Source organism: Paenibacillus sp. AK002 (assembly GCF_053903045.1).
Window position 1 is genome coordinate 3654423 of the sequence record NZ_CP096377.1, and the last position, 21069, is coordinate 3675491.

20 protein-coding genes are annotated in these 21069 nt (G+C 45.6%); 6 read left to right on the plus strand and 14 right to left on the minus strand.

The annotated features are described in order from the left end of the window. Positions 1–29 precede the first annotated feature (29 nt). From M1D70_RS16045 to M1D70_RS16080, 8 genes are all read right to left on the minus strand, one after another. Positions 30–2303 carry a glycoside hydrolase family 95 protein gene (locus tag M1D70_RS16045; protein ID WP_456287285.1) on the minus strand — a complete coding sequence of 758 codons (2274 nt, stop codon included), beginning with the start codon at positions 2301–2303 and terminating at the stop codon, positions 30–32. A 39-nt stretch (positions 2304–2342) separates the two neighbouring features. Continuing rightward, positions 2343–3089, minus strand: coding sequence for a response regulator transcription factor (locus tag M1D70_RS16050; protein ID WP_456287286.1), 747 nt, complete (start codon positions 3087–3089; stop codon positions 2343–2345). Beyond that, positions 3067–4674 carry a sensor histidine kinase gene (locus M1D70_RS16055; RefSeq protein WP_456287287.1) on the minus strand — a complete coding sequence of 536 codons (1608 nt, stop codon included), beginning with the start codon at positions 4672–4674 and terminating at the stop codon, positions 3067–3069. Before M1D70_RS16055 ends, M1D70_RS16050 begins: the two co-directional genes overlap by 23 nt. A gap of 258 nt (positions 4675–4932) precedes the next feature. Beyond that, on the minus strand, positions 4933–6498 hold the full coding sequence (locus M1D70_RS16060; RefSeq protein WP_456287288.1) for an extracellular solute-binding protein: 1566 nt from the start codon (positions 6496–6498) through the stop codon (positions 4933–4935). 63 nt (positions 6499–6561) lie between these two features. After that, the gene (locus M1D70_RS16065) at positions 6562–7449 is read right to left on the minus strand and encodes a carbohydrate ABC transporter permease (protein WP_456287289.1); all 888 of its coding nucleotides are present in this window, start codon (positions 7447–7449) and stop codon (positions 6562–6564) included. A 15-nt stretch (positions 7450–7464) separates the two neighbouring features. Continuing rightward, positions 7465–8448: an ABC transporter permease gene (locus M1D70_RS16070; RefSeq protein WP_456287290.1), complete on the minus strand. Its 984-nt coding sequence runs from the start codon at positions 8446–8448 to the stop codon at positions 7465–7467. 355 nt (positions 8449–8803) lie between these two features. Beyond that, the gene (locus M1D70_RS16075) at positions 8804–9223 is read right to left on the minus strand and encodes an SRPBCC family protein (RefSeq protein WP_456287291.1); all 420 of its coding nucleotides are present in this window, start codon (positions 9221–9223) and stop codon (positions 8804–8806) included. A 223-nt stretch (positions 9224–9446) separates the two neighbouring features. Beyond that, entirely contained in the window at positions 9447–9998 is a 552-nt protein-coding gene (locus M1D70_RS16080; RefSeq protein WP_456287292.1) for a dihydrofolate reductase family protein, read from the minus strand. Positions 9999–10154: 156 nt separating this feature from the next. Here M1D70_RS16080 and M1D70_RS16085 point away from each other — a divergent pair, with 156 nt between their 5' ends. From M1D70_RS16085 to M1D70_RS16095, 3 genes are all read left to right on the plus strand, one after another. Next, positions 10155–10739, plus strand: a complete 585-nt coding sequence (locus M1D70_RS16085; protein ID WP_456287293.1) for a TetR/AcrR family transcriptional regulator — start codon at positions 10155–10157, stop codon at positions 10737–10739. A 264-nt stretch (positions 10740–11003) separates the two neighbouring features. Then, positions 11004–11516, plus strand: a complete 513-nt coding sequence (locus M1D70_RS16090) for a hypothetical protein (protein ID WP_009595910.1) — start codon at positions 11004–11006, stop codon at positions 11514–11516. 71 nt (positions 11517–11587) lie between these two features. Further along, positions 11588–12229: a peroxiredoxin-like family protein gene (locus M1D70_RS16095; protein ID WP_009595923.1), complete on the plus strand. Its 642-nt coding sequence runs from the start codon at positions 11588–11590 to the stop codon at positions 12227–12229. 201 nt (positions 12230–12430) lie between these two features. On the opposite strand, the gene M1D70_RS16100 is transcribed toward M1D70_RS16095, so the two are convergent. After that, complete coding sequence (locus M1D70_RS16100) at positions 12431–12955, minus strand: phosphotransferase-like protein (protein WP_009595920.1); 525 nt, start codon at positions 12953–12955, stop codon at positions 12431–12433. Between the two features lie 349 nt (positions 12956–13304). Here M1D70_RS16100 and M1D70_RS16105 point away from each other — a divergent pair, with 349 nt between their 5' ends. Both M1D70_RS16105 and M1D70_RS16110 read left to right on the plus strand, forming a co-directional pair. Next, a complete protein-coding gene (locus tag M1D70_RS16105) occupies positions 13305–13694 on the plus strand; it encodes a DinB family protein (RefSeq protein ID WP_456287294.1) in 390 nt (129 codons plus the stop codon). 244 nt (positions 13695–13938) lie between these two features. Beyond that, the gene (locus tag M1D70_RS16110) at positions 13939–14148 is read left to right on the plus strand and encodes a hypothetical protein (protein WP_456287295.1); all 210 of its coding nucleotides are present in this window, start codon (positions 13939–13941) and stop codon (positions 14146–14148) included. 222 nt (positions 14149–14370) lie between these two features. On the opposite strand, the gene M1D70_RS16115 is transcribed toward M1D70_RS16110, so the two are convergent. The 3 genes from M1D70_RS16115 to M1D70_RS16125 all read right to left on the minus strand — a co-directional run bounded on the left by M1D70_RS16115 (position 14371) and on the right by M1D70_RS16125 (position 17361). Next, positions 14371–15087, minus strand: a complete 717-nt coding sequence (locus M1D70_RS16115; RefSeq protein WP_456287296.1) for a hypothetical protein — start codon at positions 15085–15087, stop codon at positions 14371–14373. A gap of 366 nt (positions 15088–15453) precedes the next feature. Then, a complete protein-coding gene (locus M1D70_RS16120; RefSeq protein ID WP_456287297.1) occupies positions 15454–16383 on the minus strand; it encodes a poly(ethylene terephthalate) hydrolase family protein in 930 nt (309 codons plus the stop codon). A 75-nt stretch (positions 16384–16458) separates the two neighbouring features. Beyond that, positions 16459–17361: an AraC family transcriptional regulator gene (locus M1D70_RS16125; RefSeq protein WP_456287298.1), complete on the minus strand. Its 903-nt coding sequence runs from the start codon at positions 17359–17361 to the stop codon at positions 16459–16461. Between the two features lie 153 nt (positions 17362–17514). On the opposite strand from M1D70_RS16125, the gene M1D70_RS16130 reads away from it, so the two are divergent. After that, positions 17515–18426, plus strand: a complete 912-nt coding sequence (locus M1D70_RS16130; RefSeq protein ID WP_456287299.1) for a DMT family transporter — start codon at positions 17515–17517, stop codon at positions 18424–18426. A 150-nt stretch (positions 18427–18576) separates the two neighbouring features. On the opposite strand, the gene M1D70_RS16135 is transcribed toward M1D70_RS16130, so the two are convergent. Together M1D70_RS16135 and M1D70_RS16140 are read right to left on the minus strand one after the other, a co-directional pair. Continuing rightward, a complete protein-coding gene (locus M1D70_RS16135) occupies positions 18577–19362 on the minus strand; it encodes a stalk domain-containing protein (RefSeq protein WP_456287300.1) in 786 nt (261 codons plus the stop codon). Between the two features lie 114 nt (positions 19363–19476). Next, a complete protein-coding gene (locus M1D70_RS16140; RefSeq protein ID WP_456287301.1) occupies positions 19477–20898 on the minus strand; it encodes a stalk domain-containing protein in 1422 nt (473 codons plus the stop codon). Between the last annotated feature and the right edge of the window lie 171 nt (positions 20899–21069).

Here is a 21069-nt window from a genome sequence, read left to right on the forward strand (position 1 = left end):
GTATCTCGAGCAATAAAGTTAATTGATGCTCACTCATCCCTTTTCTTGGTGAACGTGTAGGAGCGGCCGGCTTCCCCTGTAAACGAAACAGGGTCAAGTCCAGGTGCTTTTATACGGCATGGACCGGAGACTGCGCAGGACACGACCACTTCAGTAACCTGTCCCTTCGTCCAGGTGAAATTCAAGGTGAAGCCGCCTCGTGCCCGCAGCCCTCTGACTTCCCCATCGCTCCAGCTGTTAGGCAAAGCGGGTAGCAGACGGATCAAACCATCGTGGCTTTGCAGCAGCATCTCGGCAATGCCCGCTGTGCCGCCGAAATTACCATCGATTTGAAACGGCGGATGGTTGTCGAAAAGGTTAGGCAGCGTTGAGTAGTGAAGCATCGCTCTAACGTTTTCGTAAGCTTTGTCGGCATCCAACAGTCGTGCCCAGAAGTTGATGATCCACGCCCGGCTCCAGCCGGTGTGTCCGCCGCCGTTAGCCAACCTTCGTTCCAAAGTCGTCCGAGCCGCTGCGGCGAGCTCCGGCGTGGAATCCACGTTAATACCTTCGCCCGGATAAAGCGCGAACAGATGGGAGATGTGGCGATGTCCCGGTTCCACTTCCTCGTAATCCTCCATCCACTCCTGAATTTGCCCATATTTGCCGATCTGCGGTTTGGGCAGCCGCTTCAAGGCGGCAGCGAGCTCCTCGCGGAACGCCTCATCCTTCTCGATGATTTCTCCGCTGCGGATGCAAGCCTCAAACAGCGCTTCGATAATCTGAAAATCCATCGTGGCCCCGGCACAGAGAACACCTGTTTCGCCATTGGGCAGCCTGTAGCTGTTCTCGGGGGAGACGGACGGACAAGTCACCAGACCACCTTCGTTATCCTCGATTAAATAATCGAGCAGAAAGACTGCCGCTTCTCTCATCGTTTCATAGGCTTGTCCCAGAAAATAACGGTCCTGGCTGAAACGGTAATGCTCCCACAAATGCAGGCACAGCCAGGCGGCGCCGAGCGGCCAGAATGAAGCCGGAAGATAAGTGTCCTGCGGCGCTGTATCCGCCCATATGTCCGTATTGTGATGCGCCGTGAATCCCTGGCAGCCATACATGACGCTGGCCGTGACCCGCCCGGGCTCACGCATCCTTTCGATCAAATCGAATAATGGCTCATGGCATTCGGACAGATTGCAGTTTTCTGCCGGCCAGTAGTTCATTTGCGTGTTAATATTGATCGTGAATTTACTATCCCATGGCGGAGTATAGCTATCGTTCCAGATGCCTTGAAGGTTCGCAGGCAAAGAACCCGGCCGGCTGGAGGAAATAAGCAAGTATCGGCCGAATTGAAAATAGGTCGCGATCAGGCCGTGGTCTTCCTCGCCATGTTGGAACCGATTCAGCCTGTCATCGGTCGGCAGCGTGTTTTTTCCCGGGCTTTCCGACAGACTTAGGGTCACCCGCCCGAACAGTTCAGTGTAATCTTTAATATGTCGGACCAGCAGCTCAGTATAGGAAACTTGGCTCAATTCCTCCAACCGTCGTTTGCCGTAAAGCTCTGGATCAGGATGCCGGAAGGTCGTACCCGCGGTAAGCAGCAGCGTTACCGCATCAGCATTTTCAACCAAAAGATATTCACCTATAGTCTTGCATACTCCGCCTTCTGAAAGCGCCTTCACGATGGCGCAAAACGAGCTGCCTCCTTTGCCGCCGCATTCCCCTTGCATCACAAGTCCCTGCTGGTCCCATTTATCTGTCTTCTCCATGTATCTCCAATTTCGACGATTAAACCTTGCCTTTAAAGATACCGCCCCCGGTTTGTCAGCCGAAATCCGCATGATGATCGCCTGATCCGGGTAACTGGCAAACAACTCACGGGTATATCGGATCTCTCCAATCCGGTAACTGGCCCGGGATACGCCGTGCTCCAAATCCAGTTCCCGCTCATAATCCTTGGCCATTTCATGACGATCGAACGAAATCAGAAGATCGCCGAGCGGCAAGTAGTGCCGCTGCGATTCGGGCAGTCCGGCCATTGCCATTCCCGCCAGTGCCTCCGCCTCATGCAGACGCCCATTCATAACCAGCTCGCGGATTACCGGTAAATGCGGCAGGGCGTCTTCGTTATTGCGATCACGCGGACCTCCATACCATACGGAATCTTCATTGAGCTGAAGCTTTTCCTCGGCTATTCCCCCAAAGATCATGGCACCCAACCGGCCGTTCCCAATAGGCAAAGCCTCGTTCCAATCTGTGGCAGGCTGGAGATACCATAATCGCTGCTTTTGTTCTACGCCAGCTATACCGTTTTTGTTAATCATGCCTTTTCCTCCGTTCCATTCATTCTAACACCTCGTCGATTAACATCTTTCTTTTGAATCCATCTCTATACTTTCCATATCATCTTTTTCACGGTGGGCACCTGGTGTGATCCCTGTATACTTTTTGAAGACTTTGGTGAAATAATGTTTATTTTCAAACCCGGCCCGCCGACCGACCTCGCTTACGGAAAGATGCCGATGCGTCCTCAGCAATTTCTGCGCTTCCTTGATACGAAATGCGTTCAAATAATTCACAAACGTGTCCCCTGTCACCTTCTTGAACAGGCTGCTGATGTAATTCGGATGAAGGTTCATCAAATCGGCAAGGTGATCCAAGGAAAGATCGTTCATAAAATTCGTTTGCGTATAAGCAAGAATGCGTTTCGTGTGCCTTTCACAGTCCGAATCAGCTTCGGAAGGCAGTTCATCATCGATACGTGCTAGCAGTTTTGCAATTTCGTCTTTGTCCAGCGGTTTAAGTAAATAATCCACCACGCCGCTGCGCAGTGCTCTTCTAACGTATTCAAATTCGTCATAGCCTGTCAGAATAATAAACCGCGTACAAAGTCCGTTTCCTTTCGCCTCCTCCATCAACTCGAATCCGCTTTTTTCCGGCATATGAAGATCCGTAACCGTAACATCCGGCATAAACCCCGTCATGACTTCAAGTGCTTCAAAAGCGTCGCCTGCCTCGCGCACCTCCGTACCGAGCGGAGCCGCGTCCTTGATGACCTTGACTAATCCCTCAAGAATAATCGGCTCATCATCTACAATTAATAGTTTCATCGTTGACCGCCGCCCCTTTCGTTATGATGATCGTGAGACGTGTTCCCTGGCTTTGCTCACTATCAAGAACCAGTCGTGAAGCACCGCCAAAAAAGGATTTGACCCTCTCGCTCACGTTAATCAGGCCAACCCCGCCCCCCTCGTTCTCTTTGCTGGGATGGATATCGTCTCCTTCCGTTAGCATTGAACGAAGTCTTGACAGCTTGTCTTCCGGAATCCCTATTCCATTGTCCGAAATGCAGATCCGAATTTCATCGGCGGTTTCTGAAGCATGAAGGCTGATATGAACGGGGCGAAGCGTTGCTGCAGCCCCATGGATGATGCTGTTCTCAATCAAGGGCTGAAGTATAAACCGGGGACAAGCGATTTGATCCGCGTCAACGTCGATGTCAATCATGTAGCTAAGTCTGTTTCGGAGCCGCATCTTATGTATATTAAGATAGAAGATGACCGTCTCGATTTCCTTGGCGAGAACCGTTTGATCCTCCTTGGAAGACAAGCTGTAACGCATCAGCCTCCCGAACCAGAAGGAAATATCAGCTATTTCCTTATCGTTATTTGACTCGGCCAGCATTCTGATGGTTTCAAGCGTATTATATAGAAAATGCGGTTTGATTTGGGCTTGAAGCACTTTATATGCAGCTTCTTTGTTTCGCAACTCGGCTCGGTGGACATTGTTAATCAATTCGTCCATCCGCTGAATCATCGAATTGTAAGTCGTGATCAGAAACCCGATTTCATCCTGGCGGTTCGGATTATCGTGCTTGCTGATGTACGGTCTCATATTGTTGTCGTTCAGGTTACGCATGTGTCTAGCCAGGCGAAGAATGCGCTTTGTGATCGTGGATGCAAGTACATAATACGCTAGCGACAGTGCCGCCAAAAAAACAACAACGGTTGAAATCAGAATGATTTCCTTGCGTTTAATCGTATGAAACACGACGTCTACCTTTCCGACAACGAAGAGTCGGACCCCAAGCTCCTCAATGGAGAGATGATTCACGATCGTTTTCCGATTAATATAATAGGGCTCCGTGTCGCTTGCTCCAAGCAGTTTCCGGGTTTCCTCATCCATTCGGGCAGTCGTATCCTCAATTATCGCCGCACCAAACGGTAACAGAATCGCTTCCCAGTCTCCTTCCATGCCGATGGCCTTGTAAAATTTCTGCATGAGACCCCTGCCGATGCGCAGCTCAAGAAGTCCGACGATCTCGGTAAACTCCGGGTTATATATGTACTGATAAAAAACAAGCCGCGGTTCCTGAGCTCCAGGATCGGGGACAATCCATGCTCCTTGACCGGGTTTCAGCAAACTTACTAACTCCTTGTTCTTCGAATCAAGGGACGATATCTCGAGAAACCGGTCGGTGATTCGAAGCACCTGTGCCTTGGTCTTATAAATTCGAAGCGACTCGATTTCCGGATTGGCAAACAGCGACTGTGTCATGATCGGGCTGATATAACGGTTGTATGCGTAGATGCTTTCGGAATCAGATTCATAAGCTCCGCTCAGATAGTCCGTCACATACGGATTATATTGCAGCAAGCGGTGGATGGATTCGATCCGGGTCAGATCCGCCTTCATATTTGCCCTGGCTTGTTCCAGTATCTTTTGCCTACTTTCCATGAATTGTTGGGTCAGATTGCCGTAAATTTGAACTTAATAGTAATATCCAAACGTAACGACCGGGATAAAGACAAGGAAGACATATCCGATAATGATTTTACGTATGATACTCACGGTCAGGAATCCCCCCGCTGCCGATTGATTTCTACTAACCGTATCATGGGCAAGCAAAATCCGGTAGAGATTTTACGTCCCTACCGGCTTTGTGACATCCAATTACTCGAATAAATCTTTCTTCTTCTGGTATGTTTCGTTTGCCCAATCGACAAGCTCCTGCAAGCCCATATTCTCGGCAGTCTTCACCATATTTTCATAATTCGCAACCGCCTCTTCCTCGGATTTGGCCAAATAAATTTTCACCTTCTCATTTTTAATCATCTCGTCGATCTTTGTCTTGAGCGTCTTTTCTTGGGAATCCGGCTGCGTTTGAATAAGACCGATCGCCGGCTTGTAGGTAGTTACGGCCTTAGTTTCCATTAAAGCCTGTGTCTTCTGCGATCCCGGAACATAGGACAGCATGCCTTCGGTGACTCCATCGTTGTATAGGTACCACCATTTTATCCCGTTGCCGTTAACGAAGTCGGCATCGGAAGGGTCGTATTTGAGGTTGGGATAACCCGCTTCATTCCATGTCCAATGTTCGCCTTCGACTCCAAACATGGTCAGTTTTTTGCCTTCGTCGCTCGCCAAGTACTCAATAAATTTGATGGATGCTTCCGGATCCTTATTTTTCTTCGTGATAAAAGTACCAGCAAATCCCAAACCCGTACTCACGGCTTTAGCATCCTTCGACAAAACGCTCGGAAGCATTTTTAACGTAAACGAGTCCCCGTTACTCTTGATTTTATTGTTGTCCGCCTCCGCAGCGGAAACGGTATAACCGTGGGCGAAGGCTTTGCCGCTTGTCACGTATTGATCATCAATCTGATCATTTGCAAAAGCAAAATTTTCCGCGAGAATGTATTCATTGCGATATAAGCTGTTCATGAACTTGAAATACTCCAGCATCTTCGGTTGTCTGATCGCATAATCGACTAATCCGTCTCTCTCATACCAGCCGTCGATGAGAGCCTCTGTGCCGAACTGCTGCATAAAGTACTGCTCGATCCATTCTTTATCCAGGACTAGCGGGACCAAATCGGAATGCTTCTCCTTGACCATGCCTAAAACCTTTACGAAATCGTCCAGCGATTGAATCGGTGGATTGCCGAGTTCCTTCAGAATATCTTCCCGAACGGCAATCCCTGGATTGCCATCGCTGCCAATGGAATATTTACTTTGAGCCATTTCTTCCTGCGTCGCAAAAGCATTTCGAACCGTATAGAAGTTGCCGTCGTCCATCGTATGGATCGCTATTCTCGTTTTATCGATTTTGAAACCCGGCGCATATTTCTCGATCAGCTCATTCCAGGGGTAGGACAGCTTCGAATCCGACATCCGATCAATGTTAGCATACGTGAAGACGAGGTCCGGCAAATCTCCGGAGGCAATCATCAGCGGCAGCTGCTTATCGTCGGTTGCGACAGTTACATTCAGCTTGACACCCGTCTCCTCTGTAATTTTCTCTGCTACCGGGCCTTTCCACTCCTTAACCGGATACCATGGCGCATCGATGAACAGCGACATTTCCTTCACACCGCCTGCTGTTGTCGAAGAATCACCATCCTGCTTCGCGGTCGAAACTCCACCGCCGCTGCTCCCACAGGCGGAGAGCAGCGTACACGCAAGCACCGCCGATAGTGCCGCAGCGAGCAGTTTATAGCTCTTCTTAGATATTTTCAAGTGAACCCCTCCATATAATATATTGGTATTTTAATGTAAGCGGTTAAATATAGAAACAACGATTTACCCTTTCACTGAGCCTAGCATAATTCCATGCACAAAGTATTTTTGCAAAAAGGGGTATACGCATATGATCGGAACGATGGAAATGACCATCGCCGTCACCTGCAGCGAGAAGCTCGTCACTCCGGCCGAGGCCGAAGCGCTGTTTGCAACGGCAAGAGAATCCATAGGCGAGTTGCTCTTGTTGATCACTTCCATCATCCGAAAAGTAAGCGTTCTCAAGTTCTCGGATTGAACGAAATAAGCAGAATCCAGCCAAGAATTCCATTGACCGACACCCATGAATAAAGCCATCGTGGCGAGTACCGGCGTCGATACAGGCAGAATGATCCGAAAAAAAATCTTGAGTTCACCAGCGCCGTCTATATGGGCTGACTCCTTCAGTTCGCCGGGAATTTCGCGGAAGAACGAGATGGCAATGAGCAGAAAGAACGTGTTGAGCATGGACGGCACGATATAAACCGCAAATGAATTTAGCAGTCCGATCGAGCGCAGCACGACATAATAGGGTATTAATCCGCCCGAAAAATACATCGCGAAAATGATGACTGTAAAATACGTTTTGCTGAACAACAAATCACGTTGTGAAAGGGCATAAGCGACCAGGCTTGTCAGCAGCAACCCCAAAGCCGTGCCAGAAACTGTACGGGCAACCGTGATCAAAAAGGCACCATACCACTTTGGATCTTCCAGGAAAATTTTGTAGTTCTCCAGAGTGACGCTTCGGGGCCATAGATATATGCCTCCCAAGAGTGTATCGGAGCCTTTGTTAAACGAGGCAATGAATACATAATAGAACGGGTACAGCAAGATGAGCGCCATCATAAACAACACAATATAAATAAAGCTATCAAAGAGAATATCCTTCTGTCTTTGGCTCTTCAGCACCACCAACCCTCCTTTTTAGAATAAGCTTGACCCCGACACACGTTTAGCGATGAAGTTGCTGGAAAAAATCAAGACTACCGAGATGACGGACTGAATAAGATCAATCGCCGCCGCATATGAAAAACGCCCGTCACTCAGGCCGACTTTGAAAGCGTAGGTCTGGACAATCTCCGATGTCGGATTATTGATGCTGTTGCCAAACAGATATGCCTGCTCGAAGTTTGAACCGACCAGACCGCCTCCGAGTATGCTGCCGATCGTCAGAACCAGCACAACAACAACCGTCCCTCTCATACCTGGAAGTGTAATATAACGAATCCGTGCCAGCCTGCCGGCACCGTCAATCTCAGCAGCTTCATAAAGCGAAGGATTTATTCCCGCTATGGCAGCCAAGAAGATGATCGTCCACCAGCCCATTTCCTTCCAAATTGCACTTCCGACAGCAAGTCCCCAGAAATAATTGGGACTCGTCAAAATATGAAGCGGTTTATCAATGAAACCGGCTTCTGTCAGTGCTCTATTTACCATCCCAACATCCGCGGATAGGAAGGCGTAAGATACCCCAACAACAACAACCCATGAAATAAAATGCGGCAAGTAACTGATGGTCTGCACGAATCGCTTGAACGCCATGTTTTTCACTTCGTTCAACAGGATTGCAAGCAGAATTGGAGCTGGAAAAGCGAAGATGACCTTCAGAAAGCTTAAGACCAGCGTATTGCGGACTAACGTGGCAAACTGATAATCGTTGATGAATTCATCGAAATATCGCAGCCCGACCCACTCACTAGTGAAGATTCCCTTAATGCCATTTGAAATGCTGTAGTCCTTAAACGCCATGAGAATACCGAACATCGGCGTGTACGAGAAAATCATCAGAAAAATCATGCCTAGCCCGACAAATACATGAAGTACTTTTTGCTTTTTGAACCGCTTCCATAATTGCGATCGCCGACCTACTCCTGCGGTGGGGCTCGTAAGCTGTCTATTCAGTTCCATATCTGTGCTCCTCCTTTACATCTAGTGTATCCTCCCGGATCTTACCGCCGTAAGCTAACATTCTTAAGAAAGCGTTGTCATTTTTAAATAAACAGCTTTCATTGTCTTATTATTTTGGTCTCGCAAACTCAAAGAAAGCAGTTCCGTAATATGCCCGGAGCTGCTCGCTGATTTTTGTTGGCTTGTCAAGCCGAGTGGTTGCTTATGAGGAGTAGCTTCTGTGAATCTTTTAATATCACTTATCCATGGCTCGGGACAAGAACTTGTACCGATAAAACAAAAAAGCCGCTAAATTAGCGACTTTCAATGGGATTATGCTCTTGTCCCCCCCGAAAAGTTAATTGAATCTATCATATCACTTTTCTGCTAATAGCTTTATTTTGTCTAAAGTCTCTTCCCAGTTTTTATCCGAGTGCTCATACATCGTTGGTGTTGAAAAGTTACGGTGCGTTAAAACAAGTGTTGTACTATCGTGATTACCTAATAATTGGAACGTAATAATTGAGTAATTTTCTGGAGTGTCTGGAGTTCCCGAAAAACCACTCCAATAATCATAAGAGAAAGTGTCCGGTTCCTTGAATTTCAATATATGTCCCTTATCGGTAAGGTTTTGTCCGTCCCATGAGAATGAAAATGTGATCGGACTCTCTTCTCTCCAATCCGTTTCAATATGTACACCTAACCAATCTCTAATGTAATCAGGATCAGTCAATACCTTCCAAACAGCTTTCTTACTTGCATTAAGATCTCTAGTTTTTTCAATAATCAAATCCATTGAACTTGTTCCTCCTACTCAGAATTATGCGAACAATTGTTCTATTCAATTGTATTCATTAATCTGTAAAATGTCAATTTATACCTCTGTATGACTTGTATCTTTGCTCGTTAGTTCAGCAAGAAAAAGTCCAGGTCGAAGCAGCCGACAGATGTTTGTCGGCTGCATCTTATGCTCATTAATATTCGTTTGGCTACGCCAGGCGTGGTGATCAGCCAGGCAGTTAACGAACGGACGTGTAGCGGTGCACCACGACGCCGGAGCTGAAGGGTTGGGTCTCGATCAGCTTTAGATTCAGTCGATCATGAACTCCCCCCAATAATTGGGGGCCACGTCCGGCAACGATGGGCTGTACCAGGAAGTGATACTCATCCACTAAGCCTAGTTGTGCCAGGGTGGAACCAAGGCCGGGACCGCCGTTAACGACTAGGTTCTTCCCTTCTGCCATAAGCTGTGGCACCTCCTCTGAAACAGGCCCCTTCAACAGGTAAGAGTTCTGCCACGACAAGTGATTCAGCGTCCGCGAGAAGACATACTTGGGTTTCCGATCGAGCATGCGTGCGTAGTCGACCAAGAACTGAGGTCCGTCACCGCTACTGGCAATGGCTGGCCACGCACTTTCCATCAACTGGTAGATTTCACGTCCAAAAAGCAGACCATCAGACTCGTCCATCAGGTCCATCGTATACTTGTGGAGTTCCTCATTCGCAATCACCTGCGTGTGGTCACAGCAGCCGTCCAGTGTCACATTCATCATCAGAATTATACGTCCCATATGCAGCCTCCTTATGTCTACATTTTATCATCCAATAACAGGCACAGTTTCTCATGGATTGCTAATGTTCACTTTTCCATGGACATACCTCTATTAGTTTTTAAATGCTTTCGAAAGTCACTTGACAGTCTACCTACTAGTAGGTAGACTAATGATATGAAAAATTCACCTACTACTTCTGATGACATCCTGATTTGTGCTCGTTCTTTGATCATCGATGGCGGCTACAACGGTTTTAGTTATGCCGACATCGCTGACGTGGTTGGGATTCGTAAGGCGAGCATCCATCACCATTTTCCAAGCAAGGTCGATCTGGTTCGAACACTGGTTGCAAGGTATCGGGAAGAAGCTGAAGCGGGGATGGAGAATATTGAACTCCATGTACCCGATGCTCTTGAACAGCTTCGGTTTTACGTTAGCTATTGGAAAGCCTGCATCGCAGACGCTAGTGCTCCGATTTGTGTCTGCGCGTTGTTGGCAAGCCAGCTCCCCGTCCTGCCCGAGGAGGTTGCCATGGAGGTCAGGGAGCATTTCCGCTATCTGTCAACGTGGTTGACATCCGTGCTGGATCGCGGATCGCGGCTTGGGCAACTTCAACTTAGAAGTACCCCCCATGCCGAGGCCGAAGCATTCATGGCTACGGTTCACGGAGCTATGCTTTCGGCGCGGGCCTATGGCGATCCGAATATGTTCAGCTTCGTGACAGACCCGCTATTGGAGCGACTCGCACTTCCATTGTGATTGGTCCAGTGGCGAAAATTTTAACCATTATCGAGATGACAAGAGATTAACTCAACCCCTTACTTTAAGTCATCTAGAGAGGAGGCTACATACTGTTGAGGATATGCTCGCTATTGACGAACGAATCGCGTCATATCCGCTAAGAGCCGATATAGGTCATCTAGTTGTCCAGAGATGATGTCATCCGCTAGTATTGGCTCGCGTAAATCTATCGACAGAACAAAACAAGTCACCCTTGTCCTTAAGGACTGAAAGGAGTCAGTTATGTTTGGAATTTCACCACTCGGCTGGGTGCATACGCTCAGCAGCTTGCCCGCCATTCCGCTGGCTACATATATGTTTGCTCGCTACGGACGGATTGTCCCTAGGTCAAGGCTTGGTGTCGTCTACTTCATTTCGATGATGATCGGCGCCATCACGGTATTCCCCATCGCTCATCAGTCGGTAAGCTATGTCATTAGCACAGCAACGATCCTGCTGCTGCTCGGCGGATACGGCGTCGGGCGTATTACAAGCTTTGGGCGTTCCGGCAAGTACCTTGAGACAATCTTCCTCAGCCTGACGGCGTTTCTGTTGTTGTTGCCGACTGTTACTGAAATCCTGACCCGTGTTCCAGACGGCAACCCCTTAGTCACCGATCTAAGTTCGCCAGTCTTACTTGGTGCTCAAGCCACTCTCCTCGTCATTTTTATCGTTGGTTTGACAGCACAAATCATCCATTTGCGCAAGCAAAACAGACTGGATACTTTCGACTCGTCAACCGAGATGTCTGCTTAAGATGTGAGCAGGAAGATAATGAATCAAGGCTAAAACCGAGAGGCTAATTAACTAAAGAGAAGGAGCAAAACATGTCATTAACTCAAGCATTAGCCACTGTAAAACAGGAATTTATAGCGCATACCCCTTTGGAGATCCAAGCGGAGATGTTCCGACAGATCCAGGAGCAACAGGAGTCCGGCATAGCTTACGGTCGACAGGAGGGGCAGAAGGCCAAGGATTTCACACTCAAAAATGCTTTGGGAGAATCGGTTAACCTCTATGATGAACTGTCCAAAGGACCTGTTGTCCTAACTTTCTACCGGGGCGGATGGTGCCCGTTCTGCAACACTCAGCTTAAGAGCTATCAGAAGCTGCTTCCGGATATTGAAGCCCTTGGGGGTCAGCTCATCGCAGTCAGCCCACAAAGTCCGGACAACACGCTTTCCCAGCAAGAGAAAGAAGAGCTGTCCTTCCAAGTGCTCAGCGACACAAACGGTCTCGTGGCCGCTTTCTATAATATTCTTTACGACGTTCCGGACTACATCCAGGACATTATGAAACAAATAGGCATGGACCTAACGGAATACAATGCGATGAACCGCTGGGTCCTGCCGATCCCTTCCACCTTCATGATCGATGAATCTGGAATTATCCGTTCCGCCTATGTCAATCCGGATTTTATGCAGCGATTGGATCCGGAAGACATTCTGCATGAGTTGAGAAAGCTTTAAGTTTTTGTTCTAAGTCAGAAAAACATCTTTTAGCTCGCATTATCGAGAACTCGTATACAAGGCGCTATACGGTTTGCTATTATATTTAAATTCCTATCTACAGAATACTCAGCACGTCAGTTGAATAAAAAGCAGCCGATCACATTGGTCGGCTGCCTTCTTGTTGTCATTGAGCTATCGTTTCCCGTGAGCGTAACTTAATTAATCCTCAGACCTACCATGCAAACATTTTAGAATCGAATCTGCACATTCTTCTGAAGAATTTACGTGTGTGTTGACAGTACAGTCGTACTGTATATCTTTTGCCATCATTTTGTTTTGCAAGTCTGATTGATCTTCAGCTCTATCTCCACGTTCAATATTTCTTTGGCGGCAAATTTCCAAGGGACAAAACACTTCAACCATATAAAAGGGGTACCCAGCAAATATGTCCTTAACTTTTTCATAATGCGGCTTTAACTCAGGTCTTTCTACCAAGATGCCATCGATAAGCACATTTTTACCATGGTCAGAAAATAGTTTGGCGGTATGATACATCATAATAATGGCATCACTTAAATATTTCCAATAGTCTTCTCGAAGATAGTGGTCGCCAATTGTATTTTCAAAAAGATCGTTTGCAACAACATAATAAAACTCGTCCGATTTTAATTGAATAGCGTCTACAATAGATGTTTTTCCTGAACTGGTTACTCCGTTCAAAAACACGATTTTCCCTTTGCTCATCTCTAATTCCCCAATTCGTTCAATTTAATTACAGTTTAACAGTTTCAACGTATAAACAGGATTGAGAAAACAATTATAATTAAACTATGAGCAATGAAAACGAAGCAGCTGCCGACCGGCATACTGCTCCATCTGTTCTCCTCAACTATCGTTTCCCATTAGTTCAGGTTTCCTCCCATTCACTTGAGATTCCATTGTTCCCGTTCATATATTAAGTTATAATGAACCTCTACGATGATCGAAATTCAACTTCTTATTCTATTTTCTTACCGGAGGAATCATGAAACTAGTTGCTTTTTTTCCTTATCGAAATGATGTAAGGAAAGTCCTGATCCCTTATTTAAACCAATTGACGGAAGAACAGTGGTATGCAACGCATCCCGACCATCCCAACTCTATCGCCTGGATCGTTGAGCACATCGCGCGCAGCGAAGACGAATGGATTAACGTGATTAGTTCTAAGGGAAAATGTCAACTTCCGCAGTCTTTGGATCACTCGCAGCAAATTTTACAGGCCTATATCGACATTCGGAACCAAACGGAGCTCAAGCTCAATTCCATGGTTTACGATGAATATGAACCAGCCATACAGCTCCCTCGTTTTTCAGACGGTTGGGAACCGCCTTCGGCGCCGACACTGCGATGGATCTTCCATCATGTTTTCGAGCATGAGTCGTACCATGTCGGTCAAATCGGCGTCATCGCACGTCTGAACGGATTCCCCGGTCCCCTTTTCTAACGTAAAGATCATTTTGTTATATTGTAAAGCCGGTTGTTACGTAACGTCGGGTTAATCTACTACTGCTGTCATCAGATTTCTCATCAGGAAAATGATGCTGGACATGACTTTCCGACTCCCCTACTTCGACAGTTCACTTTAGCTTATCCAGACCTTCAAGCTCCGGAAGACCCGCTTCTCAACGTTTTCAATAAGAGGATTTATATTCAGTGGTTGTTCATGTTAAGGGAGGTGAAAAATAGCCTTGCGTAAAAAAGGTAGGAACGTAACAGGTATTGTATTCGCCGTAATTTACTGTGTTGTTCTTTTTGAGATTTTAATTGATGCACCCCCTGGTGAAGCTCCAAATAATCCGCCTTGGGCATACGCAATGATTCCACTTGGGGCTGTTGCAATCACCTTTCTCTTTGATTATGTGATCAAGTTCGATTTCTTCAAAAAAAAGAAAGAGTGAATGGGATGCTATACACGACAAAATTAAATATGGATAACACATTTTGCAGGAGTTCTTCTTTGATTGTTGAACTACCCGCATCGATGATGCTTGCTATGCCGTAACTCCCACTATGGTTTTTTATCCGCTTTTCTTGTGCCGCGACATTCCATGAACATATACAGTTAAAGGACAAGAACTCTTTTCCGTACTTGCCCCTTTTCGCCTATCCCCTATCCAATGTTACCACGACGAGAGCTCTGTTCTTTTCCACTTGTTTTCGGTAACGCAAACATATACATAATCGTCGTCCCATGCTATCTGACCCTGACTACAGGCATCTGTGGATGAGGCAGGCGTAAATTTGTCCCGGATTCGAAGCATATCCCCGTTTACATCTAATTTGGTATCGGGGTCATTCGTACCTATACCGACATTACCACTGCTGCGCTTTATGGTTAGCGGGGAATCAATGACGTTGCCGTCATCGTCATAACGAACGAATTGCATGTCGGCTCCGGAATTGTCCCCCGGTTCTTCGGAACTATCTGCCCGAAGGGCCCATCTCGTTATCGTCTCATTTTCCTTGCCGGCTACACTGAACTGGATATCCCGGTTAGTCCCTTTTTCCCCTGCGACTCGCAATATGCCGCTCATTACATTGAAGTTGGAAGAATGCGTACGAATCTCGCTAACGTCAGTATCGTAAGGAATTTCAAACCGGGTAAACAGTTGGTTCGGATATTCACCCGTTGGCGACATCGTGGTTTCGAATGAGATATGCTTATGGTCGTGCTGCTCCGGATTGTTAGCCTTGTCATGCGATATGATCGCCGTTTTGTTCATTCCCTTCTCGTCGAGCCACACGATGGCAGGTTTAGCCCTTTCCGCCGTCCATTGAAGGCGAATCAGATCAGACTGATGCCCCTCTTCCTCAACCCACCTCTGATCAGTAGACATATGTAGTCGCTCATTATGTGGTACGCGAATATTGTTATCGGATTGTTTGAGTTCGCTTAGGGTAATCTCCGATTCTTGTTTCTGAACTGTACAGCCAATGCCCAACAAGCAGATGCCGCCTACTATCATCATAATCGTCCTAATGTACTTCAAAGCGTTTCCCTCCGTTGTCGTAAATTCGAACACGTTACGTAATAAGACTGATCGTATTATATTCAACAGAGGTCGTATACCCATTTCATCAAACTTCCCGGAAAAATGATTCTTTTCGTCTATACAATCAAAAAAGCACTCTGCCAGAGAGAAAGTCCTATAAATCCCACGATCATAATCCCACGAGGGGATATAACGAAACATGATTGATTGTTATGGATTCACGAATTTATGATCATCCATATTAGCTTGTTCAACGTCCACCCAATTTGCATTATGCATCATCTCGGAAGAATCCCCATGAAATGCCTTCATCGCTTCCTGATCATCAGACAGCCGATATCTCATCCAAGCCGTCAAGTACCCCCTATGATTGCCACCATTACCTTCAATCGCTGTATGAGCGGCACCTTTTGCCATCCCCATCATAACAGGCGTGTTCGGATGAGTATTATGTAAGGCTAATTGATTCGTTGATACCGGTGAGATTAGAAAATCTCGTGTACCTCCCATAATGAGAAAAGGGGCGGTAATACGTGCTGTATCGTACACATCTTCTGGATCACAATGCTTCAAATCCGGGAGAGCGATGGAAACAACCGTCTTAATCAACGAACCACTTTTATAGTTGGTATGTGCATTAATAACCCCTGTAGCCCCTTGAGAATGTCCAGCCACACCAATATGTTCCATTTGTATTTTTTGATAAAACAAGCTGTTTGCCTGTTCGTTTTCATTTTTCAAATAATCAATAGCCTCCACAATTTCTTTGCCAGTTCCTGTTGTCTTGCTATACGAATCTATTACTATGAATCCCCAGCTAGCTAGATGAGTTAAGAGCTCATCATAACGATCTGGCGTGGCATCTGTTCCATTCCCCCATGAAATAATAGGATAGGATTCGTCTTCTTGAAATGCCGGGTAGTATACTCTAAATAAAGCCTCCCCACTCATTCTCTTAACTTCTTCTACCTTTACATGATAGCTTCCTTTCTGCGCATACCGCTGCTCAATGCTGCCTTCCGCAAGTTCTGGTATATTTGAATGAATGATGATTTGCATGAAAATTGTTATTGGAACTGCAGCGATCAGGACTAAAGCTGACAACCATAAAATCCACTTACGTTTTTTCAGAACCGACATACACATGACCTCACGATAGATTGCCGATTTCTCTATCGTTTTCTCTGTTAAAGTATGAAACTGAATGGATATACGTTAAACTTTGGACTGTTTCATTTCAGCTCTAAGCTTTCGAAAATCTCTGGGTGTTCTTTCGTGGTACTTTTTAAAAGACTGAATAAAATGATTGACATGATTGAACCCTACCCTGCGGGCTATCTCGGTTATGGTGTCGTCCGTTGATATTAATAATTCGCTGCTTTTCTTTATCCGGTATTTGATCAAGTACTCGTAGGGGGTCATATGAACCGTTTTTTTAAAACATCGGGTACACTCCGAGATGCTCAGATGCGCAACATCGGCAATTTCTTGAAGCGTTACAGGAAACGAGTAGTTTTGATGTATGAAGCTAAGCATGAATTGCAGTCTCTCCTGTTGCCGCTTCACGTGTTTCGGTGCTTCCATGGGAGAGACGGATATATTGGAGATCAAGATGTACCACAGCTGTACGGTTTGAATCGAAATTTCATACTCCCATCCCCAGTTTTTTCTTATATTAAACTTCTTTCTCATTTCCCAAAGCATGTCCAATACCTGCTTCTCCCACTCCGAGTCTCCTATGATCACAAGCGAAACGAAAGAAGAATTGGTAAAAGGGAACACATAATTTTTTTCCATGGCACTGTCCGCGTGAAAGGCGAGCAGTTTTTCAGGAAAATTGAAACTCACATATTGACCGTCATGCGTTAGCTGATTCGCCACATGAAGAACTCCCTTATTGATCAGAATCGCCTGACCGGTTTCCAGCTCATGATCCGTCCCATTTACTTGAATACTCAGTTTTCCTTTCGTCACCAACGTGATCTGCAGCTCTTCGTGCCAATGCAGATCGTTGAATCCTCTTCCTTCGGGAATACTTTTATGAATCGTATGCGTGTACATGATATAAGGAAACGCATCGTCGGGATACAAAATAGTCTCATGCAGCGGCTTAGTCATTCCAAGGAGCTCCTTTCTATGACGATATATCTATATTAATGAAAGATATATTTGCACAATTAAATATAATACGATGATATTATTATATCATGAATTTGGCTTATCACTAGCCTGTGCACAGACGATCGGATAGGCCCTCTTGGAGGGTTATAGTTGAAAACAAATAAATCATCGCTACCGCTACATCCTTATATACTGCTATTTATCGCTATTCTGTCGGTATCCGTATCTTCGATCATGATCAAATCTTCGGATACACCAACCGCTGTAGCCGGTATGTACAGACTTTATCTATCGGCAATCATAATGCTTCCGTTTGTCCCCTGGAAAACACTCCGCTCCTTGAAACTGGACTCAAAGGATTGGGGAAACGTTGTATTAGCCGGCCTGCTTCTGGGACTGCATTTCCTGTTTTGGATGGAGTCGTTGGTATATACCTCCGTGGCGAGTTCCATGGTAATCCTGGCGCTACAGCCTTTGTTTGTGATGATCGGTTCGTACTATATGTTTAGGGAACGAGCGAGTGTGTTGACCGTTCTCTGCTTGGTTGCCGCCTTGTTTGGCTCGCTTATTATCGCTTGGGGAGATATTGGTGTTTCAAGAGAGGCATTGATCGGGGACGGTTTGTCACTGATAGGAACCATACTGGTGTCGGCTTATATGCTGGTCGGACAGAAAGTGAGCCAAAAAATCAATGCAAATCTATACAGTGTTGTCGTCTTCTTTACTGGGGGGAGTGTCCTGCTCGTCTACAGTTTGTGGAATCACCATTCTTTGACCCATTACAACGCTTCGGATTGGACATACTTCCTTCTGCTTGCGATCATTCCCACGATCTTTGGCCAATATGTTTTCAACGTGCTGCTTAAGTCCATTGGTGCTACAACGGTATCCGTAGGCATTATCGGCGAACCCGTTTTGGCCATTATGCTGGCTTATCTGTTTTTGGGAGAAACGATCTCCGCATTTCAATTCGTAGGTGGAATGATTACGCTTCTGGGCATGCTGACCTATTTTTGGCTGCAAACCTTAAGATATTCAGCTCACAAAAATCTTTCGCATTGATCGGTGTATGCAGTATTAGTCCATCGGTAGCTCGTTAGCTCAAACACAAACAGCCGATCCACGTGGATCGGCTGTTTTTTTAAACCTTCTGTAAAAATATCATGCAACGACATCTTAATTCTTCTGGCGCTAATCCTGCTCTCGTCCGTATTATGGCTCTATAATTTGTCTGCCCACGTTCACATCGTCTACCTTCCATTGGTTATCTTCAAATTTATAGAATACAAAGCGATCAACGAGCTCAAGATTGATAGGACCGCTTTCAAAGTAAGCCGATTGGTGCATTCTCGCCGCTGTGGTACCACTGTAGGTAATATCGGCCTTTTTTGTTAGTATAGCGTTATTTTTAATGCCATTACTGTGAATGATCTTGTTTATAAATGAGCCCGTGAAATAAGGTCTGAAATGTGTTCGGATTTGGGAAAAGCTTGAGAGATCGGTGGCTTCATTTATCTTTTCATTAAGTACGTTTATTCTCTCTTGACTCATTCTCCAAGACTTCTGCGGCTCGGTATGGATAAAGACCTGTTGCAGACCGATCGTAATGGTTGTTTTTCGTTCTTGTTTGGACCACAGCGCGGTTCCGCCAAAAGCTTCAGCAAAAACACGTGCGGGCACATAAGTCGTTCCTTTATAGATTTTTGCTGGCACATCAAGACTGAAAGCAGCGTTATTTAATAAAGCTGTGCGAGAATCAACACGCAGCAATAGCTCTCGTTTGCCACGAATAATCGTAATGCTTTTTTTTGCCTGGTTCCAAGTTACTTCTGAATTGAATTTCTCTGAAACAGCACGTAATGGAATCAGCATTCGTCCATTTTCGATTTTTCCATTGTCAATCGTGTTCGATAAATTATTAGCGAAGCTTATCGCTGGATTACCGATCAGTAATGTACACACTAAAGAAAGTGTTAGTGCGAGTATTGTTTTTTTCATAGATAACTCCTCCCACGGTTCGATTATTTCCTTGACCTTAACTCAATCCTTGCTTTTTTAAAACAAACCCCTCCAGCAATTTACGCCGGAGGGATCAGGCAGTACGTAATGTAGCTATTTTTGCTCAAATATGATTACCGTTTTGGGATTCGCCATGTATTCTACGGGAGATCCTAACAGTTCGGACACGAAGCGTACGGGTACAAATGAACTATTCTTCTTCAACAGTAAAGGCGTATCAAATAAAACGGTTTTTCCATTCACGTTTGCTTTCTTTTCATTCACTTTCCAACGGATCGTTGTGTTGTCTTTGCTGATCGTTACCTCTTGTTTGCTTTGGTTCCACCCTACCTTAGAACCCAATCGCTCGGATACAAATCGAATCGGGACATAGGTGCGGCTCGATGCAATAAACGGGGCTTCGCTTAACTTAAAAGAACTCTCTCCTACGTAAGCAGTTCTACTCCCGATCACTAATCGCTGGGCTTTCAGTTGGGAATAGACGGATCCATCTCCACCGAGCTTATTGAGAAGCTGATACGTTTTAGTCGTACTTCTTAAATCCAAATAGTTACCGCTTAATTGCAACGCGTATCTTAGCGCTCCCGTGTCATAATGAGTATCGAACGAATGATTTCGAATGGGATCCAAACTCCATACACGGTTATCCTTTAGATATAAATATTGAAGTTCCTTTAGGGATTTCAAAGGCTCAAGGTTGTAAACCAAATTAGAGTTTAGACTCAAGGAAGACAGGCTAGACATTTTTTTCAGTGGGTCTAGTTTCTTGATCTGATTGTTGTCCGCGGAAAGAACCCTCATTAGCGTCATTCCTTCAAGCGCACGGAGATCCGAAATTCGATTGTTTCCGATGTTAAGGCTCATTAAACTTTTGGAGAGCGGCTTAAGTGGACTCAGGTCCGAGAATCGATTGCTCGCTAGTTCCAAATTCTTTAGCTTGGTTAAACGGCTCAAGGGCTGAATTTTCGCGATCTGGTTCCCGTTCAGTTGTAACCATGTTAATTCTGTGGCCATTGATAATGCCGTAATGTTCGAGATTTGATTATCGTTCGCTTCGAATGAATGCAGACGCCCAAGCTGCTTGATCACATCAATCGACGAAATTTGGTTCCGGTTTACGATCAACATTTCCAAATCCGTCATGGCGGACAACTCCTGAATTGAAGCGATCTGATTGTCCGCAATATCAAGTTCGCGAAGCTTAGTCAATGACTTGAGTGGCGTAATATCGTCAATTTCATTATTGGACAAGTCAAGATATTTCAAATTCGAAGCAGATTGCAAGCCTTGAATGCTTTTAATTTCTCGTCTTGAAAGATCAAGTAATGTTAATGATTCCATATCTTTCTGTGTAACAGCCGCATTTTCATCCTTTTTTATAATTTCTTTTATTGCTTGCTCCAACTGCTCATCCTGAAAACTTACTTCCAAGGAAGCCTGCTCCATAGATGCCTGTCCCGGTAAGCTGAGCATCATTACCAAAACGAATACAAGCCCTGATAAAACCTTATTCATTTCGTTCCTATCCCCTCTTCTACTGGTGTCTTATGGTAATGACGCTTATAACCTATAAAAGTTGCAGTCCATTTTTTTCCATCCCCATGGGGCATTCAGGACCGATTCAAAAGCAAAAGCCATGGGTCACAGCGTGAAAAATAACGATGCGCCCATGGCTATTTATTAGGA

Coding starts and splice junctions, on each gene's coding strand:
- M1D70_RS16055 (WP_456287287.1), bottom strand. CDS start 4,674: ATGAAGGCGGATCTGACCCGGATCGAATCCATCCACCGCTTGCTGCAA.
- M1D70_RS16050 (WP_456287286.1), bottom strand. CDS start 3,089: ATGAAACTATTAATTGTAGATGATGAGCCGATTATTCTTGAGGGATTA.
- M1D70_RS16115 (WP_456287296.1), bottom strand. CDS start 15,087: ATGTCTACTGATCAGAGGTGGGTTGAGGAAGAGGGGCATCAGTCTGAT.
- M1D70_RS16085 (WP_456287293.1), top strand. CDS start 10,155: ATGAAAAATTCACCTACTACTTCTGATGACATCCTGATTTGTGCTCGT.
- M1D70_RS16095 (WP_009595923.1), top strand. CDS start 11,588: ATGTCATTAACTCAAGCATTAGCCACTGTAAAACAGGAATTTATAGCG.
- M1D70_RS16090 (WP_009595910.1), top strand. CDS start 11,004: ATGTTTGGAATTTCACCACTCGGCTGGGTGCATACGCTCAGCAGCTTG.
- M1D70_RS16080 (WP_456287292.1), bottom strand. CDS start 9,998: ATGGGACGTATAATTCTGATGATGAATGTGACACTGGACGGCTGCTGT.
- M1D70_RS16075 (WP_456287291.1), bottom strand. CDS start 9,223: ATGGATTTGATTATTGAAAAAACTAGAGATCTTAATGCAAGTAAGAAA.
- M1D70_RS16070 (WP_456287290.1), bottom strand. CDS start 8,448: ATGGAACTGAATAGACAGCTTACGAGCCCCACCGCAGGAGTAGGTCGG.
- M1D70_RS16135 (WP_456287300.1), bottom strand. CDS start 19,362: ATGAAAAAAACAATACTCGCACTAACACTTTCTTTAGTGTGTACATTA.
- M1D70_RS16045 (WP_456287285.1), bottom strand. CDS start 2,303: ATGATTAACAAAAACGGTATAGCTGGCGTAGAACAAAAGCAGCGATTA.
- M1D70_RS16140 (WP_456287301.1), bottom strand. CDS start 20,898: ATGAATAAGGTTTTATCAGGGCTTGTATTCGTTTTGGTAATGATGCTC.
- M1D70_RS16100 (WP_009595920.1), bottom strand. CDS start 12,955: ATGAGCAAAGGGAAAATCGTGTTTTTGAACGGAGTAACCAGTTCAGGA.
- M1D70_RS16125 (WP_456287298.1), bottom strand. CDS start 17,361: ATGACTAAGCCGCTGCATGAGACTATTTTGTATCCCGACGATGCGTTT.
- M1D70_RS16120 (WP_456287297.1), bottom strand. CDS start 16,383: ATGTCGGTTCTGAAAAAACGTAAGTGGATTTTATGGTTGTCAGCTTTA.